Source organism: Candidatus Rokuibacteriota bacterium, assembly GCA_016209385.1.
GTDB lineage: Bacteria > Methylomirabilota > Methylomirabilia > Rokubacteriales > CSP1-6 > JACQWB01.
In genome coordinates this window covers 1-16,462 of sequence record JACQWB010000209.1, presented here as the reverse complement: position 1 = coordinate 16,462, position 16,462 = coordinate 1, and the positions used below count along the sequence as shown (strand labels likewise).

General features: G+C 69.0%; 19 protein-coding genes. 8 read left to right on the top strand and 11 right to left on the bottom strand.

Annotated features, from left to right (window positions below; genetic code table 11):
* Positions 1-7: 7 nt before the first annotated feature.
* Genes HY726_15430 through HY726_15420 form a run of 3 tightly spaced genes read right to left on the bottom strand, consistent with a single transcriptional unit; the run spans position 8 to position 3,170 of the window.
* Positions 8-391 (bottom strand): response regulator, encoded by a 384-nt coding sequence (locus HY726_15430; protein ID MBI4610387.1) that lies wholly within the window; start codon positions 389-391, stop codon positions 8-10.
* A gap of 53 nt (positions 392-444) precedes the next feature.
* The gene (locus HY726_15425; protein ID MBI4610386.1) at positions 445-2,571 is read right to left on the bottom strand and encodes an MASE1 domain-containing protein; all 2,127 of its coding nucleotides are present in this window, start codon (positions 2,569-2,571) and stop codon (positions 445-447) included.
* A complete protein-coding gene (locus HY726_15420) occupies positions 2,568-3,170 on the bottom strand; it encodes a response regulator (protein ID MBI4610385.1) in 603 nt (200 codons plus the stop codon). Before HY726_15420 ends, HY726_15425 begins: the two co-directional genes overlap by 4 nt.
* Positions 3,171-3,297: 127 nt before the next feature.
* Here HY726_15420 and uvrA point away from each other — a divergent pair, with 127 nt between their 5' ends.
* From uvrA to HY726_15380, 8 genes are all read left to right on the top strand, one after another.
* A complete protein-coding gene (gene uvrA, locus HY726_15415; GenBank protein ID MBI4610384.1) occupies positions 3,298-6,093 on the top strand; it encodes an excinuclease ABC subunit UvrA in 2,796 nt (931 codons plus the stop codon).
* Positions 6,093-7,334, top strand: a complete 1,242-nt coding sequence (locus HY726_15410) for a PAS domain S-box protein (protein ID MBI4610383.1) — start codon at positions 6,093-6,095, stop codon at positions 7,332-7,334. Before uvrA ends, HY726_15410 begins: the two co-directional genes overlap by 1 nt.
* A complete protein-coding gene (locus HY726_15405; GenBank protein ID MBI4610382.1) occupies positions 7,335-8,609 on the top strand; it encodes an MFS transporter in 1,275 nt (424 codons plus the stop codon). It abuts the gene before it with no gap.
* 55 nt (positions 8,610-8,664) lie between these two features.
* Entirely contained in the window at positions 8,665-9,048 is a 384-nt protein-coding gene (locus tag HY726_15400) for a RidA family protein (protein ID MBI4610381.1), read from the top strand.
* A 7-nt stretch (positions 9,049-9,055) separates the two neighbouring features.
* Positions 9,056-9,334 (top strand): alpha/beta fold hydrolase, encoded by a 279-nt coding sequence (locus tag HY726_15395; GenBank protein ID MBI4610380.1) that lies wholly within the window; start codon positions 9,056-9,058, stop codon positions 9,332-9,334.
* Positions 9,316-9,888, top strand: coding sequence for an alpha/beta hydrolase (locus HY726_15390; GenBank protein ID MBI4610379.1), 573 nt, complete (start codon positions 9,316-9,318; stop codon positions 9,886-9,888). Before HY726_15395 ends, HY726_15390 begins: the two co-directional genes overlap by 19 nt.
* The gene (locus HY726_15385; GenBank protein ID MBI4610378.1) at positions 9,876-11,090 is read left to right on the top strand and encodes a hypothetical protein; all 1,215 of its coding nucleotides are present in this window, start codon (positions 9,876-9,878) and stop codon (positions 11,088-11,090) included. The genes HY726_15390 and HY726_15385 overlap by 13 nt, the downstream gene beginning before the upstream one ends.
* Positions 11,091-11,197: 107 nt before the next feature.
* The gene (locus HY726_15380; protein ID MBI4610377.1) at positions 11,198-11,698 is read left to right on the top strand and encodes an OB-fold domain-containing protein; all 501 of its coding nucleotides are present in this window, start codon (positions 11,198-11,200) and stop codon (positions 11,696-11,698) included.
* 57 nt (positions 11,699-11,755) lie between these two features.
* Here the strand turns inward: HY726_15380 and HY726_15375 are convergent, their stop codons facing one another.
* From HY726_15375 to HY726_15340, 8 genes are all read right to left on the bottom strand, one after another.
* Complete coding sequence (locus tag HY726_15375) at positions 11,756-12,175, bottom strand: hypothetical protein (protein ID MBI4610376.1); 420 nt, start codon at positions 12,173-12,175, stop codon at positions 11,756-11,758.
* A 31-nt stretch (positions 12,176-12,206) separates the two neighbouring features.
* Positions 12,207-12,599, bottom strand: coding sequence for a hypothetical protein (locus HY726_15370; GenBank protein ID MBI4610375.1), 393 nt, complete (start codon positions 12,597-12,599; stop codon positions 12,207-12,209).
* A gap of 5 nt (positions 12,600-12,604) precedes the next feature.
* Positions 12,605-12,811, bottom strand: coding sequence for a hypothetical protein (locus HY726_15365; protein ID MBI4610374.1), 207 nt, complete (start codon positions 12,809-12,811; stop codon positions 12,605-12,607).
* A 213-nt stretch (positions 12,812-13,024) separates the two neighbouring features.
* Positions 13,025-13,990, bottom strand: coding sequence for a methylated-DNA--[protein]-cysteine S-methyltransferase (locus tag HY726_15360; protein ID MBI4610373.1), 966 nt, complete (start codon positions 13,988-13,990; stop codon positions 13,025-13,027).
* Entirely contained in the window at positions 13,987-14,514 is a 528-nt protein-coding gene (locus HY726_15355; GenBank protein MBI4610372.1) for an RNA polymerase sigma factor, read from the bottom strand. Before HY726_15355 ends, HY726_15360 begins: the two co-directional genes overlap by 4 nt.
* Before the next feature lie 58 nt (positions 14,515-14,572).
* Entirely contained in the window at positions 14,573-15,619 is a 1,047-nt protein-coding gene (locus tag HY726_15350) for a hypothetical protein (GenBank protein MBI4610371.1), read from the bottom strand.
* A gap of 14 nt (positions 15,620-15,633) precedes the next feature.
* Positions 15,634-16,137 (bottom strand): hypothetical protein, encoded by a 504-nt coding sequence (locus HY726_15345; protein MBI4610370.1) that lies wholly within the window; start codon positions 16,135-16,137, stop codon positions 15,634-15,636.
* A 76-nt stretch (positions 16,138-16,213) separates the two neighbouring features.
* Positions 16,214-16,423: a hypothetical protein gene (locus tag HY726_15340; protein MBI4610369.1), complete on the bottom strand. Its 210-nt coding sequence runs from the start codon at positions 16,421-16,423 to the stop codon at positions 16,214-16,216.
* Positions 16,424-16,462: the final 39 nt, after the last annotated feature.

Sequence of the window (16,462 nt, the reverse complement as noted above, 5' to 3'; positions counted from 1 at the left end):
ACCTCTCTTACTCGGACAGGGGATAGCAGGTGTTCGTCAGGATCCAGTAGCGATGAATGCGCTCCACCACCTCGGCGAACTTCTCAAACTCCACCGGCTTGACGATGTAGCTGGCAGCCCCCAGCTCGTAGCTGTGCTTGATATCCTCCGTCTCCGCGGATGTGGTCAGCACCACGGCCGGGACGTTCCGATACACCGGATGACGCTTCAGCTCGCGCAGCACCTCCAGCCCGTCCACCTTCGGCAGGCGCAGGTCCAGGAGGACGAGCCCGGGGACCGGGGCCTGTGCCGCGAACGCCCCGCGCCGGTGGACGTAGTCCAGGGCCTCCTCGCCATCGCGGGCCACCTGGATGGGATTGGACACCTTCCGCCGCTTGAGGGCGCGGATCATCAGCTCCACATCGGCCGCGTTGTCCTCCACGAGCAGGATCGGTATGGGTTCGGTCACGGCGTGCCTCCGGTGTTCGTCGGGAGAGCCAGATAAAACGTGCTCCCCTTCCCCAGCTCAGATACCGCCCAGGTGCGGCCGCCGTGGCGTTCAGCCACCTTCCGGACGATGGCCAACCCGACCCCCGTCCCGGGATAGTCCTCCTCCCGGTGCAGGCGCTCGAAGATCTGGAAGATCCGGTCGTGATACTTCATGTCGAAGCCGATCCCGGTGTCAGCCACCGAGAGGATGATGGCGTCCCCCTCTTTGCGGGACTTGATCGTAATCGCGCCCCCCCTGCCCTGGTTAAACTTCGCGGCGTTCTCCACCAGGTTGGCCAGCGCGCTGTGGAGCGCTTCCGGCGCGGCCTCCACGACCTCCACGGCAAAATCCATCCGGACCGTGAGCCCGCGTGCCCGAATCTCCGCCTGCAGCTTCTCACACACTCCCTCCAGGAGGGGCCGGAGCGCCACCCGCTCGCGCTTCATCTCGCGCCGCTCGAGCCGCGAGTAGCGGAGGAGGTCGTCGACGAGCTCCCCCATCCGGCGGGCAGAGGTCTGCATCATGGTGAGATAGTAGCGGCCCGTCGCATCGAGCCGGGCAGCGTAGTCCTCGACGAGCGCCCGCGCAAACCCCTCCATCCCGCGCAGCGGTCCCTTCAGGTCGTGGGCGACGGTGTGCGTGAAGGCCTCCAGCTCCCGATGGGCCTTCCCGAGCCGCTCGTGCGCCGTCCGCAGTGTCTCCTCAGCCTGCTTCCGGTCCGTCACATCACGAACGGAGGCGATGACGACGGGCCCCTCCGCCGTCGTGAGCGGGCTCAGACTGATCTCGACAGGAACCTCGCGCCCATCTTTCCGCAGGGCGTAGAGATCAAGGCCGGCCCCCATGGGCCGCGTACGGGGACCGGTCATGTACACCGCCCGGTGTCCCGCGTGTCGGTCCCGGAAGCGCGCCGGCACGAGCGTCTCAACCGGCATCCCGAGCAGTTCCTCTCGGGCATAGCCGAACAGCTCCTCGGCCTGCCTGTTGACCAGGACGATCTCGCCCTGCGGGTTGACGATGACCTGAGCCTCCGGCGCGGATTGCAGCAGCGCGCGAAACCGTTCCTCCGTTCGCTTGCGCTCGGCGATTTCCAGCTGCAAGAATTCGTTGACCAGAACAACCTCCGCCGTCCGTTCGTTTACCCGGGCTTCCAGCTCGTCGTGCGCCTTGCGCAGGACCGCTTCCGCGGCCCTCCGCTCGGTCGCGAGCGCGGCCATGGCCAGGATGGTCACGGTTGCGACGCCGACAAAGAACTGCAGGAGCAGCAGCGATTCGTTGACCGTTGTCTGCGCAAAGGGGCCGAACCCCCGGACGGTGTCCCAGACCGCGATCCACGAGACGATCGCCAGCGCCGTCGTCACCTCGCGTTGGCCGAACCGGAACGCCGCCCACACCAGAAACGGAAGCGTCATGAACGCCAGCGGGTAGTGGGTGTCCGTGGCGGGAAGCCACGCCCCGAACGCCATCCGGCCGACGACGAAGAGCGACAGGAAGAGGAGCAGCGCCTCGCCGGACCGGCGCGCGTCCCATCTGATTCGCGGGTGCCTGATCCAGGCGAGCAGCAGCGGGGTGATGACGAGGACGCTGACCGTGTCGCCGAGCCACCACGTGAACCAGACCGTTGGGTAGATGGCCCAGGCGGCCATTCCGGAAAACGCAAGGCTGGTTGGGCCGATGCTGGCGCTCACGAGGCCCATGACCAGCGCGACCGCGGTGAACTTGAACACGTGCTGGGCGCGCTCGAAGAGGTCGGGGGCGTCGACAGCGCGCCGGAGCAGGAAACCACCCGCCAGGGCTTCGAGCGTGTTGCCGATCCCGATCACCGCCGAGACCACGAGGATGGTCAGCGGGCCCGCGGGCTGATTCGCGAGGAAGACCACCGCATTTGCGAGGAAGGCGCCGAGCAGGATGCCGGGCCAGACGCGGTACCCGAGGAGCAGGACCGCCGCGAAAGCGATCCCGGATGGCGGCCACACCGGTGACGCGTTGGTCTTCTCAAAGGCCAGCAGGAGGCCGAGCCTGGCGGCCCCGTAGTACACGGCGGCCACGACGAGGACCTGTGCCAGCTCCTTTGCCAGGCTGGTCAGGGAGCGCGTGTTCATCGTGTCCGCACCGCCGCCAGGAGGCGCTCGAGCTCCTGCTGGATCTGTCGGAGTCGAATGGGCTTGGCGAGGCACGCGTCAGCCCCGGCCGCGAGGAGCCCCGGGATCGTCTCCGGGTAGCCCGTGATCCCGAGGATCCTGATGCCCCGGGTCTGGGGGTCGGTTTTGATCCGGCGACAGACCTCCATTCCGTTCAGCTGGGGCATCACCACGTCCAGGATCAGGATGGAAGGCTGAAAAGCCCCGACCTTGATCAGGGCCTCGTAGCCGTCGGTGGCGGTCTCGACCTTGAAGCCCCGGGGGTCGGTGGCCAGGAACTCCACGAGGTGAGCCACAGTGCGCGGCTCATCGTCCGCGATCAGAATCCGCGTCTCTGGCGGTTCACCCGGATAGGGCGGAAGCCCGTATTCCCGGAGGAAGCGCTGAAACTCGGCGAGCTCAATCCGGCAGTGCCCACCCGGCGTCCTGAAAACCCGGAGCCGGCCCTCGCGAATCCAGCGCCTCAGACCAGGGGTGGAGACCTGGCAGTGCCGGGCAGCCTTCCCGGTGGTCAGGGAGGAGCTGAGGGGGGGTTGTTTACTTAATTTCTGATTTTTCATATTTTCTGTTTAGCCCTGTTCCCATATCCCTGTCAATCGGGGAAATCCCTGAGTGGGGGGAGCGTGGGCCCTATTGTTCGGCCCATTCGTGGGGGGCTATAATCCCCACCTCAGGAGGTCTTTTCCGATGGTTCCACCCCTCTGGCTGCGGATCGAGGGAGCCCGGCAAAATAACTTGAAAAATGCGACGCTGGCCCTCCCCCATGACCGGGTCACGGTGATCACCGGCGTTTCGGGGTCCGGGAAGTCGTCCCTGGCCTTCGACACGCTCTTCGCCGAGGGGCAGTGGCGCTACATCGAGTCACTCTCCACCTATGCCCGGATGTTCCTCGAGCGCCTGGACCGGCCCGACGTGGACCGGATCTCCCACATCCGCCCCGCCATCGCCATCGAGCAGAAGAACCCGGTCCGGACCGCGCGCTCGACAGTCGGCACCGCCACCGAGGTTTACGACTACCTGCGCCTCCTCTACGCCAAGATCGGGCGCGTCCACTGCCCCCGCTGCGGACGCGAGGCGCGTTCGCACTCTGCGGAGTCGGTCGCTGACGCGCTGCTCGCGGAGTTCCCCGGCGAGCGTGCGCTCCTCTGCTTCCCGCTCCCGGTGGCGCCCGATACCGACCCGCGCGAGCTGGTCCCGCGGCTGATCCAGCGTGGCTTCGCGCGCCTCAGGGTCAACGGCAGCGTGCTGGAGCTGACGGCCCAGCCGCTCCCCGAGCTGCCGCGCGCGGGCGAGCTCCTGGTGGTGCTGGACCGGGTCCAGCTCACGGAAGAGCGGCGTAGCCGGATCGTCGAGTCCCTGGAGGCCGCGTTCCGCGAAGGGGGCGGGCGGGTGGAGGTGGACGTGCTCGGTAAGGGGCCGCGGACCTTCGGCGAGGCCTTCCGCTGCCAGAGCTGCGGGATCGCCCTCGAGCGTCCCCAGCCGCTCCTCTTCTCCTTCAACCATCCGCTCGGCGCCTGCCCGGAGTGTAAAGGGTTCGGCAACATCCTCCGCTACGACGAGACGCTGGTCGTCCCGGACGCCGGGAAGAGCCTCGCCGAGGGGGCGGTCGAGCCGTGGACCCGCCCCTCCGGGAAGTGGTACCAGCGCGAGCTGCTGAAGACGGCGAAGCGTCGCGGGGTCGATGTGCACCGGCCCTACGGCGAGCTCTCCCGCGAGGCGCGCCGCTGGGTGTACGAGGGTGACGACGACTTCTCGGGGATCAAGGGCTTCTTCGAGGAGGTCGAGTCGTACCGTTACAAGCTCCATGTCCGGGTCTTCCTCTCCCGCTACCGGCGCCAGTCCCGCTGCCCCGCCTGCGCCGGCGCGCGCCTCAAGTCCGAGGCGCTGACCGTGCGGGTCGGGGGGATCACCATCGCCGAGCTGACGGCGAGAACCGTGGAGGAGGCCGCGCGCTTCCTCCGCGAGCTGCCACTCTCGGCCTGGGCGGAGACGGTCGCCGGCGAGATCCTGAAGCAGCTCCACGCCAAGCTGGGGTTCCTGCTTCGCGTGGGCCTCGGGTACCTGACGCTCTCGCGGCAGACCCGAACACTGTCGGGGGGCGAGGCGCAGCGGATCAATCTGGCGAACCAGCTCGGCTCCCAGCTCGTCGGGACCCTCTACGTCCTGGACGAGCCCTCCATCGGGCTCCACGCTCGCGACACGGCGCGCCTGGCCGAGCTCTGCCGGGAGCTCGCCTACGCCGGCAACACGGTGGTGATCGTCGAGCACGACCGGAGCTTCATCGAGTCGGCGGACTACGTCGTCGAGATGGGCCCCGGCTCCGGCGAGCGGGGAGGGGAGGTCGTCTTCGCGGGGCCGCGGGAGGAGTTCCTGAAGGACACGCGCTCGCTCACCGCGCGCTATCTCGCGGGGCGGGACTCGATCGCGCTTCCGCTGAGCCGCCGGGAGTCGCGCCGGCACCTGGTCCTGATCGGCGCCCGGGAGCACAACCTGAAGCAGCTCACGGTGAGGATCCCCGTGCAGACGCTGGCGTGCGTGACGGGGGTGTCAGGCTCGGGGAAGTCCACGCTGGTCCACGACACGCTCTACCGGGCGGTGGCGCGGGCCTTCAAGGTCGAGTTCACCGCTGCGGGGGCTTACGACGCGCTCGTGGGGCTCGAGTACCTGAAAGGCGTGAGGCTCATCGACCAGGAGCCGATCGGCCGCACCCCCCGCTCCAACCCCGTGACCTACATCAAGGCCTTCGACGAAATCCGGAAGCTCTACGCCGCGCTCCCGCGGGCGAAGGCGCTCGGGCTGGCTCCCGGCGCCTTCTCCTTCAATGTCCCCGGGGGGCGCTGCGAGGCGTGCCAGGGCGACGGCTTTCAGAAGCTCGAGATGTACTTCTTCGAGGACGTCTACGTGACCTGCCAGGAGTGCCGGGGGCGGCGCTACCGGGCCGAGGTCCTCCAGGTGACGTACAAGGGCAAGGACGTGAGCCAGGTCCTTCAGATGACGGTGGACGAGGCGATCGAGTTCTTCTCGGCGCAGCCGATCCTGGGGCGTCGGCTCAAGGTCCTCCAGGACGTCGGGCTCGGGTACTTGCGGCTCGGCCAGCCCGCGACGACGCTCTCGGGCGGCGAGGCCCAGCGCCTCAAGATCGCCGCCGAGCTGGGGACGCGCCTGACCTCGGACTACCTCTACATCCTGGACGAGCCGACGACCGGGCTCCACCTCGAGGACATCAAGAAGCTCCTCGCCGTGCTCCAGCGGCTCGTGGACGCGGGCAACACGGTGGTGGTCGTCGAGCACCACCTGGACGTGATCAAGAGCGCCGACTGGATCATCGACCTGGGCCCGGAGGGGGGCGAGGCGGGCGGCGAGATCGTCGCCGAGGGGACGCCGGAGCACCTCGCGCAGGTGGACGGCTCGTACACGGGCAAGTTCCTCCGGGACGTCCTCACGAAGCCGGGGACGCGCGCCGCGCCGCGGGCGGCGGGCTGATGCAATCCTTCGTTCACCTCCTCGAGAACATCGGCTACCTGATCCTCGGCGTGCTGCTCTACTCCTACGTCGGGCGCTGGCTCCCGTTCGGCGATCCCGCGTACCGCCTGGGACGTCAGCTCCTGACCGGCGCCGCGTTCGGAGCCCTCGCGGTCCTGATGATGGTCCAGCGGATCGCCGTCGGCGGCGGCGCGTACGTGGACGCGCGTCATGTTCCCGTGGCGCTGATCGGCCTGTTCGAGGGCTGGCCGGCCGCGCTCGTCGCGGCCGCGATCGCGGTCGCCTATCGGATCTCGCGCGGCGGCTCGGGCGCCCTCGCCGGAGTCCTGGGCCTCCTCGCCGTCGCGTTCCTCGCGGCCCTCGTCCACCGGCGCTGCGGCGGGGCCGAGCGGGTGCGACCCCGTCACGCCTTCGCCCTCGGCGCGCTGGTCTTCCTCGCCACCAGCGCCTCGTTCGCGTTGCTCGGGTCTCAGGGCCTCGAGCTCTTCGCCCGCCGGTGGGCCCCGCTCCTCGTCGTGAACGTCCTCGGCGTGGGCCTGATCGCCCGGCTCCTGCACGATACGGTGGAGCGCGAGCGGCTCCTCGTCGAGCACGCGCGCTTCCGCGCGATCGTCGATGAGGCCAGCGACGGTATCGAGATCGTGAACGCGGACACCGGCCAGATCGTCGAGGCGAACCGGAAGAGCTGCGAGCTCTCCGGCTGCAGCCGGGAGGAGATGATCCGCCGGCACATCCGGGAGTTCTGGCCGTCGGATCGCTTCGAGGCCGGCGCGTCCCGGGTGGACGGGATCAGCTACCACAGGCGGAACGGGAGCATCGTCACTGTGGATGCCACGCGGCGCGAGGTCAACTACGGCGGCCGGCGCTACCAGGTCATCGTCTTCCGGGACGCGAGCGACCGCCTCGCGCGGGAGGCGGCCCAGCAGGAGAGCGCCGCGCTCCGATCGGTGGCGGAGCTCGCCAACGCGGCAGCCCACGAGATCAACAACCCCCTGGCGGCCGTCGTCGGGGGCCTGGACCTCCTCGCCCTCCGCGTCACTGCCGGGTCGACCGAAGCGGGGTGGGTGGGGCTCGCCCAGCGCGCCGCCGAGCGCATCCGTGACATCGTGGCGCACATGCGCCACATCACGAAGCTCGAGCGGGCGGAGCCCGTGGCCGGCATCTCGATGCTCGACCTGAGAAAGTCCGGTGAGCCCGAGTCCCCGGAGCCCGTGAAACCCGAAGCCCCTCCCGGCGCCTGAATGTCCCGCCTCGCTGACGCGGGGCTCGAGCCGGGTCGGGCGCCTCGCGCTCGCTCCTCCGGCTTCTACTACGGGTGGGTCGTCGTCGGCGGGGCGTTCCTCATCCTGTTTCTGGCCTACGGCGCCCAGTACGCCTTCGGCGTCTTCTTCGCCGCGCTCCTGGACGAGTTCGGCTGGAGCCGGACCGGGCTTTCCGGCGTGTTCTCGCTCTACGCGTTCCTCTACTGCGTCTTCGGCCTGGCGGCGGGACAGCTCACCGACCGGTGGGGTCCGCGCGTCGTGATCTCGCTCGGCGGCGTCTTCCTGGGCGCGGGGCTCGCGGGGATGAGCCAGGTTCGCGAGCTCTGGCACCCGTACGTGCTCTACGGCGTCGTGGCCGCCCTCGGCATGAGCACGGCCTACGTGCCGTGCAACGCCACCGTGGTGAAGTGGTTCGTTCGGAAGCGCGGACTCGCCGTGGGGGTCGCCTCCAGCGGCGGGAGCCTGGGGACCTTCGCGCTCCCGCCCCTCGCCCACCTGCTGGTGGGCGCCGTCGGCTGGAGGTGGGCGTACGTCGCCTTCGGCGCCGCGATCCTCGTGATCCTGAATCTCGTGGCCAGGGTGATGAAGCGCGACCCGGAGCTCCTGGGGCTCGCCCCCAACGGCGCGGCGCGGAGCCCGGCGCCGGCCTCAGCGAACGCCGAGGTCCGGTGGCCGTTGCCGTGGGCCATCCGAACAGCCGCCTTCTGGACGCTCTTCGGCGTCTTCGCCGCGACGTGGATCCCGGTCTTCATCCCGCTCGTCCACGCGGTGCCGTTCGCCCGGGACCTCGGGATCTCGCCGCTCCTGGCCTCGACCGTGGTCAGCGCGCTCGGGATCGCCGCGGTCTTCGGCCGGCTCGTCATGGGCGGAATCTCGGATCGGACCGGGCGGAAGTCGGCCCTCGGCATTTCGATCGGCCTCCAGGGCCTCGCCTTTCTGGGATTCATGGCCGTGGGCGGGCTTCCGGCGCTCTACCTCGTCGTAGTGGGGTTCGGGTTTTCCTACGGGGCCGTCTCCACGCTCTTTCCCGCCATCGTCGGCGATTTCTTCGGCAGGGAGCGGGCGGGGAGCCTCGTCGGCTTCCTCTTCGCGCTGGCGGGCTCGATGGCGGCGCTGGGGCCGGTCGGAGCCGGCGCGATCTACGACGCCACCGGCCGCTACACCTGGGCGTTTCTCCTGAGCGCCGGGTTCAACGGGCTGGCCCTGCTTCTCCTGGCGCTCGCCCGTCCGCCCCAGGCCCGGGCCGGGTTCTGATACGGTATACTACGATTTCCGATCGCCAAACCCGATCGGGAGGCGAGGGAGGGAGATGGCAGAGCGGCAGCGGGTTTCGTCCGGCTCGCCGTACGAGCCGAGGATCGGGTTCAGCCGGGCGATCCGGGTGGGCAATCGCGTGCTGGTCTCGGGGACTGCGCCGATCTGGCCTGACGGGTCGTGCGATCGGGACCCCGAGGCCCAGGCGCGCCGCTGCCTCGAGATCATCCTGGCGGCGCTCCGGGAAGCCGGAGCTGGCCCGGAGCACGTCGTTCGGACGCGAACCTATCTCACGAGGGCCGAAGACTGGGAGGCGGTGGGGCGGGCCCACGGCGCGGTCTTTCGCGAGACCCGCCCCGCCAGCACCATGGTCGTGGTCGCGGGGCTCCTGGATCCGCGCTGGAAGGTGGAGATGGAGGCCGAGGCCGTGGTCGGCTGAGGGGCGCATGGTCCGCGAGAAGACCATCGACGTCAGTGGAATGGCGATCTTCTACCGGGAGGCCGGCGCGGGAGAGCCGATCCTGCTGTTGCACGGGAATCCGAACTCGTCCTACCTCTGGCGTAAGCTCCTGCCCCGGCTGGCGCGCTTCGGTCGCGCCGTCGCCCCGGATCACTACGGTTTCGGCAAATCAGACAAGCCGGCTGACGCCGACTACTCCGTGCCGGCTACGTTCGCTACCTGGAAGGCTTCACGGTCGCCCTCGGGTTGGATCGGCTCCATCTGATCGTCCATGACTTCGGTGGTCCGTTCGGGCTTGGCTTCGCGATCGCCCACCCCGAGCGCGTTCGGAGCCTGGCGGTCATGAACACGATCTTCTACCCGGATTACGAGTGGCACCCGCTCGCGAAGATCTGGCGGACGCCCGAGGAAGGCGAGCGCTGGATGGCGGGATGGACACAGGAGCGCTTTGTCGCCGGAAGGCTCAAGGCACTGGTGCACCCGGAGAACCTCACCCCGGCCGACCTGGACATCTACTACGAGCCCATCGCGGACCCGGCAATGCGGACGGCGATTCTCAAACTCTACCGGAACACCACCCCCTCGGAGCACCCGGAGTGGGAGGAAGGCCTCCGGCGTCTCAACGTCCCCGCGCTGATCATCTGGGGACGCCAGGACCCGTACATTCCGCTCGAGACGGCTGAGCGCTTCCACCGAGACCTTAAGGGCTCATCCTTATTTGTGCTCGACGACGCCGGCCATCTCGTCCAGGAAGACCAGCCCGAGCAGGTCGCGCAGCTCATCGAAGCGTTCTATGCGAGGCGCCCATGGGGAACCTGAGAGACAAGTACTGCATCGTGGGGATCGGGGAGACCGAGTACAGCCGGAACTCCGGCCGCACCACCCGCGCCATGGCGGTGGAGGCCATCAAGAAGGCCATGGCCGACGCCGGCCTCACCAACCGGGACGTGGACGGCATGATGAGCTACCAGAACAACGACTCGACATTCTCGCTTATCGTGGCCGGCGACCTGGGGATCAGGCTCAACTTCTGGATGGACGTGGTGGGCGGCGGCTCCTCCACCGAGGCGCTGATCGGGCTCGCCATGGGCGCCATCGAGGTGGGGATGTGCAAGACCGTGGTGATCTTCCGTTCGATGAACGGCTACACCGAGGTCAGGATTGGCGGCACCGGCGTGCGCGCCGCGGCGCCGGTGCGCGGGGCCGACCTGGCCTTCCGGCCCTACGGGATGACGAGCGCGGGGCAGAACTTTGCCCCGACTTTCATGCGCTACATGTACGAGTTCGGGGTGACCTCCGAGCAGGTGGCCCACGTGAAGGCGGCGCACTCGAAGCACGCCTCCCAGAATCCCAAGGCCCTCTACAAGGAGCGTGTGAGCGTGGCGGACGTGGTCGGCTCCCGCTGGATCGTGAAGCCGCTCCATCTCCTGGACTGCTGCGTGGAGACCGACAACGCCACCGCCCTGATCGTGACCTCGGCCGAGCGGGCGCGCGATCTCCGCCAGCGGCCGGTCTACATGATGGGCGTGGCCGGGCGCGTGTCGAAGCCCCGGACTGACTTCCACTTCGCCCACGGACCCGTCAGCCGGGTGGCCGGCTACTACGCCAGGGACATCGTGTTCGGCATGGCGGGAATCGGGCCCGAGGACGTGGACCTCACCGGCTCCTACGACGCGTTCACGTTCACCGCGCTGCTCCAGCTCGAGGAGTACGGCTTCTGCAAGAAAGGGGAGGGGGGCGCCTATGTCTCGAGCGGCCTCATCGAGCTGGGCGGCAAGCGGCCCAATAACACCTCGGGCGGCCACCTTTGCGAGGCCTACACCCACGGGATGAACCTGGTGATCGAGAATGTGCGCCAGCTCCGCGGCACCGTGGACGACTACTGTCCGCGCTGCGCCGAGGGCGTCCACACCTACGACTACGCGCCCTGGCGGTGCCGGCAGGTGCGGGACGCCGAGATCGCGATGAACCTGGGCTGGTCCACGCCCGCCACCGGCTCCGCCCTGATCCTTCGGCGGTAACCAAGTGATAGGATCGTGGACTTCTGCCGCCCGGAACGGGGTGCGCATTGACAGACCCTCACCCCGGCCCTCCCCCAGGAAGGGAGAGGGAGAAGGAGAGGGAGCGCATGCCGAACGTGGAATACCGCGGGATGAACCTGATCGTGCCGGAGAACGACTCGGAGTGGAAGGAGTACTTCCAGGCCGCGCGCCAGCACCGCCTCATGATGCGGAAGTGCGCCGCCTGCGACCTGATGCGCTACCCGCCGACGCGCGCCTGCCCCTGGTGTACAGCGCTCGACTGGAGCTGGCAGGAGGTGAGCGGCGGGGGCACCATCTACTCTTACGAGATCGTCGTCCAGGCCATCCAGCCGGGGTTCCGGGACTGGGCGCCCTACCCGGTCGTGCTCGCCGAGCTGGATGAGCAGCGCGCCCGGCCCACCCCCGACGAGGGCCTCAGGATGATCGCCAACCTCGTGAGGCCCGACTTCGCGCCCGAGCGCGACGAGAACGTCGCGATCGGCAGGCGTGTTCGCGTCGTCTTCCAGGACCTCTCGCCCGAGATTGCCCTTCCCCAGTTCACCCTGACCGACGAGCCGGCCGAAGGTCGGCTCTGGCGCCTGGTCTGACCCGCCGCGCGCGCTCCCCGCGCTTTCGCGCCGGGGGCCCGGCCCCCTCCGATTGTCCTAGCAGGTGGGAGCAGGCGCTGGCTGCGCGCGGCCGAGCGGAGGCGCGCTCGTGGTCTCCAGCGTGAACGCCGCGGGGAACTTTCCCTCGAGGGAGCCCAGCACGACCACCCTGACGCCGGGTGAGAGGTGATGGCGCAGCCGGCTCACGGTCTCCCAGATCTCGTTACGCGAGCAGGCGCTCATGTCAAGGGCGACCACGCCCCGGCGCGACAGCAGGCCGCAGCGGACCTTGATCCCGACCCGGCGCCGCACATCGTCGGAGGCCAGCTGCGCGAGAACCGTCGAACGCAGCCCCGACCGGCGCCGGTCACGCCGATCGAGGAGCCACGAGACGCCCATCCCTGTGCCGAGAATCAGGGCCCAGGAGGCGCTCAAAGCAACGAGCACCATCAGCCTGAGCTGCGTCATCTGATCCATCTCGGCTCCTCCGTATGCGTTGCTCCCGGTCTCAGTTCGTGGCCAGAGACGGCTGGCGCGGGCGGGCGTGGGGCTCCTCGCCTGTCGTCCTCATCGTGACAGTCGCGTGGAACAACCGGTCCAGTTGACCGCTCACCTCGAGCCGGACACGGGGCGCAAGCCGCTGGGCGAGCCGCGTCATGATCTCCCAGAGCTCTTCTTGGGAAAACGTCAGCACGTGCACAGCCACCTGGCTGTCTGCCGAGAGGAGGGCGCACCGGACCTCGACCGCGATACGACCGCGGAGCTCCCGCGAGCTCAGCTGGTCCAGCACAGTCCGGAGCAACCGTGCCTGCCGGCGGTCGCGCAGGTTCAGGAGGATCGTCCAGGCGAGCGGGCCGCCCAGGACGAGCGTTGCGACCCCAATCGCTGCCAGCCCGTCCATCGGCGTCACCTCCCGAGCGCGGCGGGCTCGCCTTCGACGGGCTGCCCGAGCACCCAGCGTCCGACTCGAATCATGGCGAGGCCCATGGCGGCGCGGAGCCGCCGGCGCGGCGCGCGCGGCCGATCGTGCCATGCGCCCAGCGCTGCCAGGCGCTGTGCTTCCCTCAGCCGTTCCTTCACGAGCTGCTCGACGACGTAGTCGTTAAAGTCCATGAGCGCTGCCCTCCATCTCGTTCCGTTGCGTGAGCACGATCTGGTACCGGCCCGGGGTCATTCCCTTCGTTCTCTATGACCCCGCAGGGAGGCGAGTGTGAAACGGGGGCGCTACGAGCGTGTCCGAGTAAGCGCGTTCGCGCGCCGGCTCCGCCGGCGCAACCCATCCTGGGGGGAGGTCCGGAAGGGGGGCGTAGCCCCCCTCCGGGTTCCCTAGTGTGAAATCGGGTGGAGGTCGGGGCGGCAGCTGGTGCACGGCCTGAGCCCGGCCGCTTCCGCGCGCTCGCGGAGGCCGAAGAGCGTCAGGCGCGCGGCGTCCGCGGAGGCCAGCCAGTGGCACGTCGGCAAGCAGTACTCCTGTCCGGGCGCGCGGACGTACATCGACTCGCGCATGATGCGGAAGTCCCGGGCCGCCTTAACGGTGGGGATACCTTCCACGGTGAGGAGGCGTTGCTTCAGGCCGATCCGGTTGCCGGCGTAGCCGGTGAGGGAGTCCGAGCTGCCGATGACCCTGTGACAGGGGATCAAGATCGGCACCGGGTTCCAGCGGAGGGCCTGAGCCACGGCCCGCGCGGCCTCAGGCTTGCCGACCTTGCAGGCGATGCCCGTGTAGGAGACGACGGCACCGTACGGAATCTTCGACGTGGCCTTCAGGACCGTCCGGTGAAAGTCGGTCCTCGCGAGGCGCAGGTCGAGCGGCCACTCGAACCGACTGCGCTTTCCCTGGAGGTAATCGAGGAGCTCCCGGTAGAGCGTCTCGATCTCTGGGCCGTCCTCGACGGCCTCCGCGTGCTCCTCCCGGCTCAGGCGAGACGCCCGAAAGCTCGCGCCGCTTGCCAGGTACTCCACCAGGAGGATGCCCTGCTCCGACCGCGCGATCAGGAGACGGCCGAGCGGCGAGGGGAACACCCGGTACGCCACCAGGCGGCGGCGGAGGTCGGCCAGGCGCGACTCGAGTCGGTCGTGGGCGAGCGCCGCCTGCGCGGTCGGGAGCGACTCGTGTCGCAGCGTGTCCACCATCCCGTCGATGGCGCGGTAGCGCTCGAGCTCACCCTGACAGGGGCGGCAGCGGGCGACGTGGTCCTCCACCCGCCGCGCGGCCGCGGGCTCGGCCTCCCGCATGGCGACCGCGATGAGGTCCGGTTCAATCGCTTGGCAGACCGACGGCGTCTGTTTCATCGTCCTGGCTCCATGTGGGGCAGTTCGTCGCGATCGAGACTCTGGCGGATCTTCCGGAGAGCCTGAAAAACATGCGCGCGGGCACTCTCCGGAGAGCAGCCCAGGCTCCGTCCGATCCCCTCATAGTCGAGGTCGTGCATCTTTCGCAGCGTGAACGCCAACCGTTGTTTAAGCGGGAGGTCGCCGATGACGGTCTCGACCCGGGTCCAGGCTTCGTGGAAGCGCCTCTCCGCCTCGGGCCCCTCGTCGTCCACGCCGCTCGGTTCGGCGCGGACCGCGCTGTGGGCCTTCCGCTGGCGCTTGGCGGAGCGGAAGTGATTCCGGTAGAGGTTGGTCGCGATCGTGTATAACCACGCGCGGACATTGGCGTCCGGCGCCAGCGACCGGTAGGCCCTGAAGGCTCGGAGGAAGGTCTCCTGGGACAGGTCGTCGGCGTCGCTCGCCCCGGCCGTGACCCGGCGGAGATAGCGGTAGATCTCCCCGTGGTGCGCCGCGACGATGGCCTCGAACCCGTCGTCACTCATGGCCCTCAACTATAAGACACCGGAAACAGCCGGATGTGAAAGGGCCTTGGATCCGCGCTCAGCGCGGGAGGTGGATCTTCTTGATGACCAGGCTCGAGGGGGCGTTGGCGAACGGCCAACCGGCGATCACCGCCGAGAACCGACCGGCCGTCCCCCCGGCGACCAGGACCTTCAGGTTCTCCGGCGAGCGGAATTTGGGGATCAGCGTGTTGTCGGTCTCCGGACTCTCGAGTCTGGCGAGAACGGTGTCGGGAAGCCCCTCGCCGCCGTCCGTTCCCTGGAGAAGGTCCTTGACCGGCTTCCGCAGCCGCTCCCAGAGAAACTGCCGGATGTCGGCCTTGGACCAGCCGTCCCCGGCGATGGTGCGGGCGTGCTCGGGGGAGAGCACGAGGAGCGTGTCGCCGAGGGCCGTAGCCTTGTGGTGGCCGATCACCTCCATGCTCCGCGCGAGAGTCGTGAGGATATCCTTGGCAGTACGGCTGCGGGGTGCGGAGGTGACCTGCGGTGGCTCGCCGGCGAGGGCGGAGAGCGTGCTGTCAGCAGGCGCGAAGCCCTGCTCGACGTGGAACGGCTCCCAGGGGTTCTCCTCCTCGTTCTCTCCGATGCATGAGGTGTAGCGCCCCGGCTGCGCGAAGGTGGACATGCTGATGACGCCGGGCCTGGCTCCCCCGATGTTGACCCAGATCAGGCGGAGGGCCCGGCCGATGGTGGCGTTCGCGCGCCAGCCGGGGCCGAAGACTCCCACGCCGCAGTTGATATCGAGGGCCTTGCGGACGGGGCCGTTGACGATGAACAGCGGGGCGACTGCGTCGGTGGTGCCCGAGATGCCCAGGAGGCCGAAGGCCTCGTCGCACATGGCCTCGACGCCCGCGATGACGACGGGCATGTACTCGGGTCGGCAGCCGGCCATGACCGCGTTCGCCGCGATCTTCTCCACGGTCGCCCGGCCGTCGCGCGGGGCGACCAGCGCGATCAGCTCGTCGCCCGCGCGTCCCGACGCCGCGACGGCCCCCTCCACGCGCGAACGTGTGGGGGGCACCACGGGGAGACCGTCGGTGACGCCGCGCGTGTAGAGCTGCTCGATGGCCTCGTCGTCAGCGCTCATCGGGGCGCCCGCTGTCACCCCTGACGCTCGAGGGCGAGACCCTGGACGACCCGCGCGCTCGGGAGCCGGCGGAAGACCTCGGGCCAGATCTTGATCTTCCCGTTACGCCCGCCGGTGCCGAGGATCACGTAGTCGAGCGCCATCACCCGGCCGTCCACGAAGATCGGCATGTCCGCTGGGAGGCCGAACACCGTGGCGCCGCCGACGAGCATGCCGGTGAGCTGGGTCATCTCTTCGGCGGAGGCGAAGGAGACCTTGGACACGCCGAGCAGGTTCTTGACGGTGTGGTTCACGTCGAGCCGGGTCGTGCCGGTGACGACGCAGGCCGCGTATTTTTTTGGGTCCTTCTTGGAGGCGACGATGATGGTGTTGCCGGCATGATCCAGCGGGTGCGCGTAGCGCTCGCAGAAAGCCGCCGTGTCGGCGAACTGGGGGTCGCACGGGATGACCTCGTAGGGGAGGCCGAGGCGGTCGAGCGCGGACCGCGTCTCGCGCTCGGGATCACGTGGTTCGGTCATTCCTGGAGGGTCGCCTCGCGCGCGCCCATAAGAAGCACGGGGGCGCCGTGCGGCGCCCCCGCGTCTGGGGCCTCTGCTACTTCCGCGTCAGCCGCGCCAGGATCTCGTCCCACACCTTGTCGGCGAGGACGCGCACCTCCTCACGGGTGAGGGGCTGGATGGGGTGGGGGACCACCACGGTCCTATAGTCGCGGGCACCGAGCGCGTCGGCCTGGGACCGGGCGGCCTTCACGAACTCGGCGGAGATCACCGTCGCCGTCGGGAGCCCCTGGTCTTCGAAGAACACGCCGTCGTGCACACTGCACGTGGTGCACGACCCTCAGTC

What these genes read in the sequence shown, in the direction of transcription:
- HY726_15430 (MBI4610387.1), bottom strand. Translation starts at nt 391, where the DNA reads ATGATCCGCGCCCTCAAGCGGCGGAAGGTGTCCAATCCCATCCAGGTG.
- HY726_15425 (MBI4610386.1), bottom strand. Translation starts at nt 2,571, where the DNA reads ATGAACACGCGCTCCCTGACCAGCCTGGCAAAGGAGCTGGCACAGGTC.
- HY726_15420 (MBI4610385.1), bottom strand. Translation starts at nt 3,170, where the DNA reads ATGAAAAATCAGAAATTAAGTAAACAACCCCCCCTCAGCTCCTCCCTG.
- uvrA (MBI4610384.1), top strand. Translation starts at nt 3,298, where the DNA reads ATGGTTCCACCCCTCTGGCTGCGGATCGAGGGAGCCCGGCAAAATAAC.
- HY726_15410 (MBI4610383.1), top strand. Translation starts at nt 6,093, where the DNA reads ATGCAATCCTTCGTTCACCTCCTCGAGAACATCGGCTACCTGATCCTC.
- HY726_15405 (MBI4610382.1), top strand. Translation starts at nt 7,335, where the DNA reads ATGTCCCGCCTCGCTGACGCGGGGCTCGAGCCGGGTCGGGCGCCTCGC.
- HY726_15400 (MBI4610381.1), top strand. Translation starts at nt 8,665, where the DNA reads ATGGCAGAGCGGCAGCGGGTTTCGTCCGGCTCGCCGTACGAGCCGAGG.
- HY726_15395 (MBI4610380.1), top strand. Translation starts at nt 9,056, where the DNA reads ATGGTCCGCGAGAAGACCATCGACGTCAGTGGAATGGCGATCTTCTAC.
- HY726_15385 (MBI4610378.1), top strand. Translation starts at nt 9,876, where the DNA reads ATGGGGAACCTGAGAGACAAGTACTGCATCGTGGGGATCGGGGAGACC.
- HY726_15380 (MBI4610377.1), top strand. Translation starts at nt 11,198, where the DNA reads ATGCCGAACGTGGAATACCGCGGGATGAACCTGATCGTGCCGGAGAAC.
- HY726_15375 (MBI4610376.1), bottom strand. Translation starts at nt 12,175, where the DNA reads ATGGATCAGATGACGCAGCTCAGGCTGATGGTGCTCGTTGCTTTGAGC.
- HY726_15370 (MBI4610375.1), bottom strand. Translation starts at nt 12,599, where the DNA reads ATGGACGGGCTGGCAGCGATTGGGGTCGCAACGCTCGTCCTGGGCGGC.
- HY726_15365 (MBI4610374.1), bottom strand. Translation starts at nt 12,811, where the DNA reads ATGGACTTTAACGACTACGTCGTCGAGCAGCTCGTGAAGGAACGGCTG.
- HY726_15360 (MBI4610373.1), bottom strand. Translation starts at nt 13,990, where the DNA reads ATGAAACAGACGCCGTCGGTCTGCCAAGCGATTGAACCGGACCTCATC.
- HY726_15355 (MBI4610372.1), bottom strand. Translation starts at nt 14,514, where the DNA reads ATGAGTGACGACGGGTTCGAGGCCATCGTCGCGGCGCACCACGGGGAG.
- HY726_15350 (MBI4610371.1), bottom strand. Translation starts at nt 15,619, where the DNA reads ATGAGCGCTGACGACGAGGCCATCGAGCAGCTCTACACGCGCGGCGTC.
- HY726_15345 (MBI4610370.1), bottom strand. Translation starts at nt 16,137, where the DNA reads ATGACCGAACCACGTGATCCCGAGCGCGAGACGCGGTCCGCGCTCGAC.